This is a genomic window from Archangium gephyra (assembly GCF_049060025.1).
Lineage (GTDB): Bacteria > Myxococcota > Myxococcia > Myxococcales > Myxococcaceae > Archangium > Archangium gephyra_A.
The window spans coordinates 8,516,042-8,528,079 of the sequence record NZ_JBMEQQ010000002.1 but is presented as its reverse complement, the minus strand read 5'-3'; the positions used below and the strand labels follow the sequence as shown (position 1 = coordinate 8,528,079).

Here is a 12,038-nt window from a genome sequence, read left to right as displayed (position 1 = left end):
GCGGTCCGGTGCTCAGCACGGACGTGGGAACGGGGTGCCCCACGGCAGTCGCCGCGCTCACCCGGGTCTGGGGAACGGAGGGCGACACCGGCCGGGTGCTCTCGGGCTCCTCACAGCCAGGGGGTGAGGGTCTCGACAAACGGACACGGGGCCGCGCCTGGGGCGCGGGCACCACGCTGGCGGCGGGCACGGGCTCCCGCCGGGAAGCGGCGGCCGGAGCCCGAAGCGCTGGAGGCGGCACGGCCTCGGGAGGCGCCTCGGGCGGGACTGGCTGTGACTCCTCCAGCTCCAGTCCCTCGAGCAGATGCGGTGCCCCACGGCGCACGCGCTCCACCCAGTCCGCGGTCGGGCCTCGCCGCGTCGACTGCACCAGCCGCCGCCAGTGCTCCGGTGGGCCTCCGTCCGGCGGCGGGACGACCCTCACCCCACCCCTCTCCCAGGGGGAGAGGGAGTCTTCCACGGGCAGCTCCACGGGGGGCTCGTTCAGGACGGACTCCGCCCAGCCCTTCACCCACCGCGCCACCGCGCGCACCAGGGCTTTGCCCCGGCTCTTGCCGCTCCCCTCAGCCGCCACGGTTGATGGACTCGAAGACGAGCGTGACGGACTCGATGGCCACCATCTGCCCGAGCGCATCCAGGGCCGCGCCCTTCCACCCCGAGGGCCACGCATCCACCAGGTTCCAGCGGAACACCTCCGTCAGGCCGTCCGGCCCCGTCATCAGGATGGAGACGTTCTTGCGGCTCGGCGTGCCGTTCACCGACTCCATGAACCAGTTCCACAGCTCGCGCGACGTCGTCAGCCCATAGCGCAGGGTGACGTCCCCGTAGGACACCGGCCCGGCCAGCCGGCGCACCACCGCGCCCGCCCCGCCCTCGCGGTAGCGCAGCGCGTTCACCTGCACCTCCAGGCCCTGGCACTCGGTGAAGTGCCCCTCGTTCACCCCGTTGATGTCCAACTTGAAGTTGTACGCGCGCAACGGGTCCACCAACGTTCCCGGCTGCGCACCCGCCTCCTGCGGGGGTGGAGTCTCCGCCTGCTTCGGATCAGCCACGGGCCGCCTCCTCCGTCTGCTCCACACCGCCCGAGTGCTGGCCGATGCGGAAGATGATGAACTCCGCCGGCTTCACCGGCGCGATTCCGATGACGCAGATCAACTGCCCCGCGTCCACCACCTCGGGCGGATTCGTCTCGTCGTCGCACTTCACGAAGAACGCCTCCTGCTCCGTCCGGCCCACCAGCGCCCCGTCCCGCCACAGCCGCCGCAGGAAGGCGCTCACGTCGCGGATGACGGCCCGCCGGAGCGACAAGTCGTTCGGCTCGAACACCACCCAGCGCGTCCCCTGGCCGATCGTCTCCTCCACCATGCAGAAGAGCCGCCGCACGTTGAGGTAGCGCCACTCGGGGTCACTCGACAGCGTCCGCGCGCCCCACACCTTGATGCCGTCCCGGGGGAAGAAGCGGATGCAGTTGACGCCGCACTGGTTGAGCACGCCCAGCTCCTCGCGCGTCAACGGGGTCGCCAGGCCCTCCGCCGCGTTCACCACCTCGTTGGCCGGGGGTTTGTGCACCCCGCGCGTTCCATCCACCCGCGCGTAGATGCCCGCGATGTGTCCGGACGGAGGCGCGTTCACCAGCCGCTTCCGGTCGAACGGGTCGTACATGGAGACCCACGGGAAGTAGTACGCGCCATACTTCGAGTCCCGCGCCCGCTCGCCCCGGGAGCGCCGTGGCCCCGCACCGCCCTCCCCCTCCTTGCCCGCCGGTGCGGCCGAGACCGTGCCCACCTCGCACAGCCGCTCGACGGTGGCGTCCTCGGGCGCGTCCAGCACGGCCACCCGGTCCATCATCTGCTCGGCGTGCGTGAGCAGCGCGTTGTAGGAGCCCGGGTCCGTGTAGCCGGGCGCCGCGACGATGGCCACCTCGTCCACCTCGCGCAGCACGTCCAGCCCCTCGCGCTTCGGCCCGCTACCCAACAGACTGGGACTGTCGCCGATGTTGACGACGAAGCAGCGCCGCCCGCCGTTCTCGAAGAAGCCGTAGACGGCCAGCGACAGCGGCGTGCTCTTCACCTCCTTGCCCTGGCAGAACTCCTTCACGAACTGGGACCAGTTGTTGATGGCCACCGGCTCGTGGAGCCGCGCGCCGGCATTGGGCGCCCTGCCCACGAAGCCCGCCGTGCTCGTCCCCGCGGCCTCCAGGGGCTTGGGTCCCCCCAATATTTCCTCAACGTAGATACCGGGTGTCAGATAGCTCGTCGCCACGTCATCCCTCCTTCAACGGCAGGCGCACCAACAGCGCTCCCTCCTCGGTGGGCAGCTCCTCGGCACGCACCGCGAGCATTGCTCCCTTCGCACGCACCTCCAGCCGTCCGAGCGGCGTGTCGGCGGGCACCGAGGCGATACGGAAGCGGCCCTTCGCGTCGGTGCGCGCGTTGAGGCCCATGGACGGCAGCTCCACCTGGGCATCCGGAATGGGGATGTCCCCGGGTCCCACGACCCGGCCCAGCAGCACCGTCCCCGGCACGGTCCGGGTGATGAGCGGCACCCTCACACGAGGAACGGCTGGCACCGGGCGCTCGCGCTCGAGCGGCACGCGCAAGCGGAAGGCGGGCCGCGGAGGCACTCCCAGCGCCGCCCACAACGGCACCGGCACGGGCGAGAGGTCCACCTCGAAGCCCGGCTCCTCCATGGCCGCGAAGACGAGCTCGCCCAGCAGGTGGTGGGCCCGCTCCGGAGAATCCCCCCCGGCGGTGACGAGGTAGCAGAGCGACACGCGCAGCGGAGGCCGGCGCGACGTGCGGGGCGGAGGCGCCGGAGCGAGCTCCAACAGATAGAGCCCCACGAGCCGGTCCACGGAGTCGCGGTCCGGCACGGCCAGGGAGACGGGCGCATCACCGAGCACCCGTCCCACCCAGGTCTTCAATCGCTGATCGACTTCGTCGATCATGGGCCCTTTCGCCGAGGTTTCGGGGATTTCGAGAGTTGGCTCTCGCACCCTTTGTCGGAGTGCCCGCGAGACTGGCCATGTGCCAGGGTCCAAGGAACTGGTCCCCGGGGAGGTGAGGGCGTCGGTGCCCGGACACTCGGGTGGCGCGGCGGAGCGCGGCGCTCAGCGCTTCGGCCAGTCCGCCAACAGCCGCAGGGCCTGCATCTGCTGGCTCCAGCCCACCTTGCCGCTCAGCGTGCCCCCGTGCTCGCCGGGAGCGGTGATGCGGATCTCCTTCCACACCGGCTCACTCGCGTCGTAGCGGGCCTCCCACGCGCTCCAGCGCACGCCCCCCGAGGCGGCCACGGCGCGCTCCACGCACGCATCGAATTCGGCCTCCGAGGACAGATAGCGGAGCTGCTCGATGACGTGCGGGAGCTCGCCCGCCCTCGCCTTCAAGGAGGAGCGCGAGCCGGTGATGGCCCGCAGCACCTCCCGGCCCTGGTTCTTCGGCAGGAAGGCGGCATAGCCGGGACGGAGCACCACGTAACCGCTCCACGAAAAGCCGTTCCGGAGGGTGGCCTCGTAGCAGACCACGTCGGCCAGCCGCTCGGCGCGCGCGGAATCCCGCAGCGGCGGCTGGCGGCGCAGCTCCAGCAGCACCGCGAGCAGATGGCCCTGGTTCACATCCTGGAGGAAGAGCTTCCGGTCTCCCACCACGCGCACGCCGAACAGGGTGGGCCGGATGCCATCCTCGGGGATGGAGCGCAGGGGAATCTGCACCGGCTCGCCCCTGTGGGGCTTCCACACGAGCCGCTCGTTGGTGAGCCAGTACTTGCCGGAGCGCAACACGCCATGAACGATGTTCGCGACGAGCAGCACCACGAGCACGAAGGCACCGGGGTCTCCCCCGAAGCGGGAGGCGATCAGCCCCAGGATGATCGACGCATACATCCGGAGCACGAACCACAGGTCCGCCGAGTCGCCCTCCAGCAGGCGCACCTCGCCCGCGGCGAGCTCCAGGGGAATGGCTTGGAAGACGAGCCCCTCGAGCCGGGTCAGGTCATCCACCAGGGACGGCGGACCGGAGACACCGGCCAGCTCCCCGAGCCGCTTGCGGACGAGCGCCTCCAGCCGACTCCGGAGCGCCCCCACGTCCCGGAGGGTGACGAGTACCCGCGAATGCTCCGGCCACTGGTCCGCCTGGGCCCGGCGCTGGATGCGGTCCAGGGCCTCATGGAACGCGGGCTCGTGACGCAGCACCGAGTGGAGGGCCTCGGGCTGCCCGCGCAGACGGCGCTTCCACCCTCTGCCCGAGAGGAGCGCCTCCAGCGCGGCATAGCGCTCGCGCGAGGCCTCCACCATTTCGACACGGCCCTCGAGCTGACGGCGCACGTCCTCGAGGGAGGGAGCACCCACCCAGGCGCCCGGGGGGACCTCTGTGCGCACGCGCTCGGACATACTGGCCGGGCAGCATAAGGGGGGCGAGGGCCCGCTCCACCCACGCGCGCCCCACGCGTGTCAGGTCGGCGACGCCGATTCCCCTGCGGCCGGAGCCGGAGCCGGGGCGGGAGTCGGGGCCGGAACAGTCGGCGAGGCCTCCGCGGGAGCCGGCTCACCGGAGGGGGCCGCCGTGCCCGGGGCCGCATTGCCCTCGGGTGCCGGGGGCACGGCCGCCGGGGGCGCCACCTCGCCCGCATCGGGCACCTGCGCGGCCTCCACCGGAGGAACGGCCACGGGCGGAGTCTCCTCCACGGGCGCGTCGGGTGCCGGAGCGCCCACCACCGCGGGAGGAAGCTGCTCGGGAGCGGGGGGCTGCACGGGCGCCCCGGCCTGCTCCTCCGGAACCGGAGCGGGCACCGGCTCGGACTGGGAGTCCGCCGGAAGGGAGCCCGTCTCCACCCGCTTCGCGAGCCCGGCCAGGCCTTGCTCGAGGTAGCGGCCGAGTCTCGAGCGGATGAAGGGAACCAGGTAGTGCGCGAGGGGGTTGCCGCCGATGTCGCCCTCGTCCACCCACGTCACGCGAGTGCCCTGGCCCTCGGGCGCGAAGGAGATGCGGCCGCGCATCAGGTACCGGCCGTTCTCCACCGACGTGGCATAGGCCACGCCCGTCTTCGGGTCCGCCTCGGTGAGGGAGAGGGTGCCATCGCCGATGCTGCCGCCGCTCCAACTGTGCACGGCGCCCACGCCCGCCTCGGGCCCGCCGAACATCCACTCGCTGCCCGGGTACTTCTCCGCGCGCCACGGCCCCCACTCCCGCCAGCGCGCGAGGTGGGCCACGTGGGGATAGATGGCCTCGGGCGGGGCCTGGATGGCCGCCGAGCGCTCGACGCGGAACTTCGACGGCAGCACGAAGCCGATGGCGAACAGCAGCCCCACCAGCGTCGCGGAGGCGATCAGGATCTTCTTGAGCATCGAGCGATTCCAGGAGCCAGATGCACCCGGAGAGCCCACCGTAGCAGACCCCGCCGATGGGTCGAGCCCTCCCCGGGGGGCAGGCGGATGTCTCCCCCCACCGGCCTGGCCCGTCCGCCTGACTGCCCTGCCCGGAAGTGAACCGTGAAATGATGGGGCCAGCGATGACCACGACACTCAATCCGAGGAGTGCCCTCGCGCTCACCTGCCTGCTGATGCTGGCGGTGTCACCGGGCGCCCGGGCGCAGCAGGAGCCGGAGGACGCGGACCTACCGGACTCCGAGCTGGAGGGCACCGTGACCACGCCCTCCCCCACGGACCCCGACGCCGCGCCCCCGTGGAAGACCCGGTTCGGCGTGAGGCTGGCGGCGGGCGCACCCGAGGGCGTGGGCCTCTCGGCGCTCATCCATCCCCGGCGCTGGCTGCGGGCCCACGTGGGCGCGACGAGGAACAGCCTGGGCTTCGGGGCGCGCGGTGGGGTGAGCCTCCTGCCCCTCGCGCTGACCATCTCCCCCGTGCTGGAGCTGGAGTATGGCTACTACTTCCGAGCGGACTACGAGAAGCTGCTGACGCAGTTGCACGGCCAGCCCACCACGGCGGCCACGGGCATCCGCGACGTGGGCTACCACCAGGTGAGCGGCAGCGTGGGCGTGGAGTTCTCGCCCTCGCGCTATGTGACGTTCTTCGGAGGCGTGGGCATCAGCTACTGGTTCATCGAGGTGGGTGACGCGAAGGCCTTCATCCGCGAGGCCGCCGATGACCCGGAGCTCACCGCCCGGCCGCTCAGCATCGGCCTCTCCAGCCCGGTGGCGAAGCTGGGCCTCCTCATCTATTTCAACTGACAGGCTCCTCCATGCGTGCCCTTCCCCGCGTCCTGCTGCTGACCGCCACCACGCTGCTCGCTCCCGGCTGCCGGAGGATCGCCGACACCTTCTTCGTGGTGAACGCCGAGACGGAGGAGATCTGCACGGCCCAGCGGAGCCTCGAGTTCCCCGCCGCCGCGCCGGGCACCACGACGCTCGCGCGGACCTTCGAGTTTCCCCTGGGACAGATTGGAGCGGACATGCCCGCGGGGCGGCTCGAGACGGAGTTCCGGCTGAAGCTGTTCGAGCTGGACGTCACAGGGGGCGATGCGGACCTGAGCGGGCTGGAGTACGCGAAGGTGTCCTTGAAGCGGCCGGCCGCGCAGGAGGTCATCCGGACGCTGCTCGAGTTCCAACAGCCCTCGCAGGCGTTCTCGCCCACGCGGCTGACGCTGCGCGGGGTGGAAGCGGCGAGCGTGGCGGAGCTGGCGCGCGAGGACCGGGTGGAGCTGGTGTTCGAGGTACGGGGCACCCTGCCCGCCCAGGCGTGGACGGCGGACCTGCTGACGTGTGCCGGGCTGAGGACCGAGGTGCACTACTTCGAGCTGCATCTTCTGACGGAGAGGCCCACCAGCTTCTCCGCCCATTCGCGCGCCCGGGCGTTCTCCTTCATCAGGAAGTCGAAGCTGCCGGCCCGGATGGCGCGCACCAATTCCGCGTCCTGGGAGATGGCCCCGGAAGCGCTCCAGGGAAAGGTCCGGAGCGGAGGGGTGTGCTCCGCGTCTCCGGAGTCCTCGGGAGCGGCCTCCAGGTGGCGGGCGTAGGTGGCGAAGAAGTGGTCGACGCACGAGGCGACGGGGACGGCGTACAGCGCCTCGTAGACGTCCACCCACACCACGGGCTGCAGGCCGCGCGCGTCCGCCAACGACGGCACCGTGGCGTAGCAGTAGGCCAGCCGGTCATCCTTCGCGAAGACGAGCAGCGAGCCGAATGGCTCCACCCAATCCTTGCGCCAGTGCGCGTTCACCCGGTGCAGGTCGGGCCGCCGCTCGTGCCGCGCGGGGAAGAGGTAGAGCTCATCCCTCACCCAGAGGTAGCCCGCGCGCGCATGCACGGCCGCCAATTGGGGGTCCATCGGCTGCCCCGCCACGGACGCCGCCACCGGGCCGGAGGACGGGAGCGGCGGCTCCCACTTCAGGGGATGGGCACGGCTCCGGCACACCTCCAACAGGCGCTCGAAACCGGGCAGCGCGGTCGCGGACTGCATTCCTGGGACTCCTCTCGGGTGTCTTCTGCGGTCACCTCACTCTAGATGACCGCCCGGGTCATGTCACGGACGCAGACGCCGCGCGCCGAACAGATGGGGTCCACCGCCAGCACATCGCGCCTCCGGGCTGGCCGAAGCCTTGTTAGCTTGAGTCCCGAGACCCCACTGAGGATCGCCATGACCCATGTCGTCGATGACTTCATGACTCGCAGCGTGCACACCATCGGAGCGCAGAGTCCCCTGACCGAGGCGCACCGGATCATGAACGAGCACGCCATCCGCCACCTGCCCGTGCTGGAGGGCGGGAAGCTGATGGGCGTGGTGTCCATGAGGGATCTGCACCTCATCGAGACACTCAAGGGCGTGGACCCCAAGGAGGTCGCGGTCGAGGAGGCCATGGCCCAGGAGGCCTATACGGTGCCGCCGGGGACGCCGCTCCTCGAGGTGGCGCGCACCATGGCCATGCACAAGTACGGCTCGGCCGTCATCGCCCGCGATGGCAAGGTGGAGGGCATCTTCACCACCATCGACGCGCTGAAGGCGCTGGAGGAGGTCCTGTCCTCGCCCGGGGCGGCGCCCACCCGCAGGCGGAAGACCACGCCCAGGCAGTTGGGCAAGAAGAGCGCCCCCCGGAAGGCCGCGGCCCGGAAGGGAGCCGGTACCGCGGCGAAGCGCCCGGCGGGGAAGAGCGCGGCGAAACGCCCGGCTCGCAAGGCGGCTCCGGCTCGCAAGCGCGGCGGACGCTGAGCGTCAACGCCACGCGCTCACAGGGTCCGGAGCAACCGGCTCACGCCGCGCGGCGCTTCGGCAGGGCACCGCGCAGCACCTCGTGGGCGCTCAGCAGCATCTCCTCGGTGGTGTCCCAACTCACGCAGGCATCCGTCACCGAGCAGCCGTAACGAAGCTGCGAGAGGTCCGCGGGGATGGGCTGGGTGCCCGCCTCGAGGAAGCTCTCGATCATCACGCCGACCACCGAGTGGTTGCCCTCGCGGATCTGATGCACCACGTCGCGCATCACCAGCGGCTGCAGCTCCGGCTTCTTCCACGAGTTGGAGTGCGAGCAGTCGACCACGATGTTGCCCGGCAGCTTCGCCTTGGCGAGTGCCTGCTCGGCGAGCGAGACGGACACCGTGTCGTAGTTGGGCCGCCCGCCTCCGCCCCGCAGCACCAGGTGCCCGTAGCTGTTGCCACGGGTCCGGATGATGGCCGACTCGCCCTTCTCGTTGAGCCCCAGGAAGCTGTGCGGGCGCGAGGCGGAGAGCACGCCGTTGACCCCCGCCTCCAGGGAGCCGTCGGTGCTGTTCTTGAATCCCACCGGCGTCGACAGCCCCGAGGCCATCTCGCGATGCGTCTGGGACTCTGCCGTACGCGCGCCAATCGCGGTCCAGGAGATCAGATCGCCGTAGTACTGCGGCGCGATCGGATCGAGCGCCTCGGTCGCCGCCGGCAGGCCGAGCTCGGCCACGTCCAGCAGGAAGCGGCGGCCACGCTCCATGCCTTCCTCGATGCGGAAGGAGTCATCCATCCGGGGATCATTGATGAAGCCCTTCCAACCCGTGGAGGTGCGGGGCTTCTCGAAATACACCCGCATCACCACGTGGAACGTGTCCTTCACCCTGTCGGCGAGCTGGCGCAACCGCCGCGCATAGTCGAGCCCGGCCGAAGGATCATGGATGGAGCACGGGCCCACGATGATGAACAAGCGGGGGTCCTTGCGGTCCAGGATGTCCATCAGCGCCCCGCGGCCAGCGAGGACGGCCTCGGCTGCCCGCTCGGTCAGCGGCACTCGCGTCTTGATCTGGGCGGGAGAGGGCATCTGGTCGATGCCGACGACATTCAGGTTTTCGGTACGAGCGGTCATGGAACCAAGGCCGTGGGGGGGGACGCGGGGGGCGGCGAATCTCCTACGATAGTAACGCCGGAATGCGCCGGACACTTCGCCCAGATGAAGCCCGCTCCCCATCGGTCGGGCGAGCGGGGGAGGGCATTGACACCGTCACGAACTTCCTGGCGAAGCGCGCGCGTGTCCGGGCGCGGCTCGTGGTAGGCAACGGCGGCAATGGACCCTGCACAGACAGCTCCCCGAGTCCTCGTCGTCGGCTGTGGTGGAATCGGCGGCGTCATCCTGTCCCGACTGCTGGAGGCGGGCGGGAAGGCGGCCGCGGTGGCTCGCCGCGAGGAGATCGCCAGCGTGCTCCGGACGCGCGGCCTGGTGCTGCGCGACGAGAAGGGCGAGCGCACCATCCGCGGAGACCTGGAGGTCTTCGTCCAGCCGCCCCGGGAGGGGGCCTACGACTTCATCCTGCTCGCCACGCCGCCCAACGGGGTGGAGGCGGCGGCCCGGGACACGGCCCACCTGCTGGCCCCCCAGGGGGCGATGGTGGTGCTCCAGAACGGGCTGTGCGAGGAGCTGGTGGCCCGGGTGGTGGGCGAGGACAAGGTGCTCGGCGCCATCGTGGCCTGGGGCGCATCCTCCCCGGAGACGGGCGTCTACGAGCGGACCTCCTCGGGGGGCTTCGCGATTGGCGCGCTCTCCGGCCAGCAGGACCCGAGGCTGTCCCGGCTGGCCGAGGTGCTGGGCGCGGTGAGCCAGGTGGCCTTCACCGGGAACCTGCGCGGCGCCCGGTGGAGCAAGCTGGCGATCAACTGCGCCATCTCCACCCTGGGCACCGTGGGAGGAAGCAGGGTGGGCCCGCTCCTCCGGCACCGCTTCGTCCGGAGGCTCGCGATGGAGGTGTTCACCGAGGTCTTCCAGGTGGCCCGCGCCGAGAACGTGCGGCTGGAGAAGGTGGCCTCCACGGTGGACCTGGAGTGGCTCACGTTGAAGGAGTCCGAGCAGCACGCGCGGGGCTCCCTGTCCCTCGTGGGCCGGCACGCGATGCTGCTGGCCATCGGCGCGCGGTACCGGCGGTTGCGCTCGTCCATGCTGGCGGCCATCGAGCGGGGGCGCGAGCCGCCCGTGGACTTCCTCAACGGTGAGGTGGTCCAGCGGGGCAAGGCCCACGGCATCGCGGTGCCGGTGAACGAGCACCTGCTGCGGGCCGTCCACGCGATGTCCCGGCGTGAACTGACGCCGGGCGTTGAGACGCTCCGCCACATCTACGAGCAGACGCGGCCCCAGCGCCACCCGTAAGGCTGGAGCAGATACCCACCTGGGTTCATCGGGGGGCCGAGAGGGGGGTCCATGGGGGAGATGCCCCCCTGGGCGCGTGCACCCCGCGAGGTTCCCGTTGAAGGCGACCCCATTTCGTTTCATGGTTTCGGTCACCGGCCGATGGCGGCGGCACGAGGTGAACCTCGGCGCGCTCGCCGATGCGGACCGGGAACGCGATGTGAAGTCCCCAAGGGGTGCACAACCATGGCGATGAAGAAGGCCACGAAGAAAGCAGCGGAGCGGATTCGGACGGCGGCCAAGAAGGTGGCCAAGAAGGTGACCAGCAAGATCGCGGCCCGTAAGGCGGCGCCCGCGAAGAAGGCCAAGAAGGCCCAGCCGATTCCGAAGGGCTACCACATCATCACGCCGAGCATCGTGGTGCGCGGCGCGGCGGAGGCCCTCGAGTTCTACAAGAAGGCCTTCGGCGCGAAGGAAGTGTACAAGTCGCTGACGACGCCGGACGGGAAGATCCTCCACGGAGAGTTCCGGATCGGCGACTCCATCGTGATGTACTCGGACGAGTTCCCCGACATGGGCTCCCGCTCGCCCCTGAGCGTCGGCGGCACCTCGACGAGCCTGCTCATCTACACGCGTGACGCGGACGCGCTGTTCAACCAGGCGGTGGCCTCGGGCGCGAAGGTCATGATGCCCATCGGCGACATGTTCTGGGGAGACCGCTACGGCATCGTCACCGATCCGTTCGGCCACCAGTGGCAGATCGCCACCCACAAGGAGGACCTCACCCCGAAGGAGATGGCCCGCCGCGCCGCGGCCGCGATGAGCGGCCCTCCTCCGGAGCAGGCTCCTGCTTCGCCGGCGACGCAGACGCCGAAGGCCTGAAGCGCCTCCAAAGTCCTCGAGACCCTCTCCCCGTTCTCCGCGGGAGAGGGCTCTCTCAGGCGGCGGGGACCCGGGCCTCGGCCAGCGTGGGCGTCCCCAGATACTTGCGGCGCGTTCCCATCACGTAGTCGAAGAGCGGGTACGTCACGCACCAGTTGGCGTTCTGGTCCTTCCCCATGTGGTGCTCGTAGTGCCAGGGCAGGTGCTCGCGCGCCCAGTTCTCGTCCAGGTGCGCCCGCCGGTGCACCACGTAGTACAGCACCGTCGAGGCCCACACCGTCGCCACGAACCACGGCGCCCACTTGAGCAGCGGGATGTGGCCCACCACGATGGCCGCCAGCCCCAGCACCTCCTTGCTCTGGGGCGCCCAGCTCCACAGCGGCCCCCGGTACTGCTCGTCCACCATCTCGTGCCGCCGCGAGCGCCGGTGGTGCTCGTACCAGTGGAAGCCCCAGAAACTCCCGTGTCTCTTGCCCAGCCCGTGCAGCACGTACCGGTGCAGCAACCACTCCCCGAAATTGGAGTACGCCAGGCCCAGTGGAATACCCATCATCTTTCCCTCTCCTCGCGGAATACCCCGGGCCCCCGCGGCACCCCGCATGAAATGCTGACCACCTGGTCACGTAAAGAATG

12 protein-coding genes are annotated in these 12,038 nt (G+C 70.6%); 5 read left to right on the top strand and 7 right to left on the bottom strand.

The window, feature by feature from the left end; translation table 11 throughout:
• Nucleotides 1–563: 563 nt before the first annotated feature.
• The 5 genes from ACN28I_RS37315 to ACN28I_RS37295 all read right to left on the bottom strand — a co-directional run bounded on the left by ACN28I_RS37315 (nucleotide 564) and on the right by ACN28I_RS37295 (nucleotide 5,341).
• The gene (locus tag ACN28I_RS37315) at nucleotides 564–1,052 is read right to left on the bottom strand and encodes a phage tail protein (RefSeq protein ID WP_420946665.1); all 489 of its coding nucleotides are present in this window, start codon (nucleotides 1,050–1,052) and stop codon (nucleotides 564–566) included.
• A complete protein-coding gene (locus ACN28I_RS37310) occupies nucleotides 1,045–2,262 on the bottom strand; it encodes a phage tail sheath family protein (protein WP_420946664.1) in 1,218 nt (405 codons plus the stop codon). The genes ACN28I_RS37315 and ACN28I_RS37310 overlap by 8 nt, the downstream gene beginning before the upstream one ends.
• 1 nt (nucleotide 2,263) lies before the next feature.
• Complete coding sequence (locus tag ACN28I_RS37305; RefSeq protein ID WP_420946663.1) at nucleotides 2,264–2,947, bottom strand: carboxypeptidase-like regulatory domain-containing protein; 684 nt, start codon at nucleotides 2,945–2,947, stop codon at nucleotides 2,264–2,266.
• A 162-nt stretch (nucleotides 2,948–3,109) separates the two neighbouring features.
• Nucleotides 3,110–4,375: a hypothetical protein gene (locus ACN28I_RS37300; protein WP_420946662.1), complete on the bottom strand. Its 1,266-nt coding sequence runs from the start codon at nucleotides 4,373–4,375 to the stop codon at nucleotides 3,110–3,112.
• A 72-nt stretch (nucleotides 4,376–4,447) separates the two neighbouring features.
• Nucleotides 4,448–5,341, bottom strand: coding sequence for an SRPBCC family protein (locus ACN28I_RS37295; protein WP_420946661.1), 894 nt, complete (start codon nucleotides 5,339–5,341; stop codon nucleotides 4,448–4,450).
• 164 nt (nucleotides 5,342–5,505) lie between these two features.
• Between ACN28I_RS37295 and ACN28I_RS37290 the strand changes: the two genes are divergently transcribed.
• The 3 genes from ACN28I_RS37290 (at nucleotide 5,506) to ACN28I_RS37280 (ending at nucleotide 8,158) form a co-directional block, all read left to right on the top strand.
• Nucleotides 5,506–6,183 carry an autotransporter outer membrane beta-barrel domain-containing protein gene (locus ACN28I_RS37290; protein ID WP_420946660.1) on the top strand — a complete coding sequence of 226 codons (678 nt, stop codon included), beginning with the start codon at nucleotides 5,506–5,508 and terminating at the stop codon, nucleotides 6,181–6,183.
• Between the two features lie 11 nt (nucleotides 6,184–6,194).
• Nucleotides 6,195–6,968, top strand: coding sequence for a hypothetical protein (locus ACN28I_RS37285; protein ID WP_420946659.1), 774 nt, complete (start codon nucleotides 6,195–6,197; stop codon nucleotides 6,966–6,968).
• 620 nt (nucleotides 6,969–7,588) lie between these two features.
• Nucleotides 7,589–8,158, top strand: coding sequence for a CBS domain-containing protein (locus ACN28I_RS37280; RefSeq protein WP_420946658.1), 570 nt, complete (start codon nucleotides 7,589–7,591; stop codon nucleotides 8,156–8,158).
• 40 nt (nucleotides 8,159–8,198) lie between these two features.
• On the opposite strand, the gene ACN28I_RS37275 is transcribed toward ACN28I_RS37280, so the two are convergent.
• Entirely contained in the window at nucleotides 8,199–9,272 is a 1,074-nt protein-coding gene (locus tag ACN28I_RS37275) for a 3-deoxy-7-phosphoheptulonate synthase (protein ID WP_420946657.1), read from the bottom strand.
• Between the two features lie 198 nt (nucleotides 9,273–9,470).
• On the opposite strand from ACN28I_RS37275, the gene ACN28I_RS37270 reads away from it, so the two are divergent.
• Both ACN28I_RS37270 and ACN28I_RS37265 read left to right on the top strand, forming a co-directional pair.
• Nucleotides 9,471–10,544, top strand: coding sequence for a ketopantoate reductase family protein (locus tag ACN28I_RS37270; protein ID WP_420946656.1), 1,074 nt, complete (start codon nucleotides 9,471–9,473; stop codon nucleotides 10,542–10,544).
• Nucleotides 10,545–10,769: 225 nt separating this feature from the next.
• Nucleotides 10,770–11,405, top strand: coding sequence for a VOC family protein (locus tag ACN28I_RS37265; RefSeq protein ID WP_420946655.1), 636 nt, complete (start codon nucleotides 10,770–10,772; stop codon nucleotides 11,403–11,405).
• 55 nt (nucleotides 11,406–11,460) lie between these two features.
• Here ACN28I_RS37265 and ACN28I_RS37260 read toward each other — a convergent pair whose 3' ends face one another.
• On the bottom strand, nucleotides 11,461–11,958 hold the full coding sequence (locus ACN28I_RS37260; protein WP_420946654.1) for a sterol desaturase family protein: 498 nt from the start codon (nucleotides 11,956–11,958) through the stop codon (nucleotides 11,461–11,463).
• Between the last annotated feature and the right edge of the window lie 80 nt (nucleotides 11,959–12,038).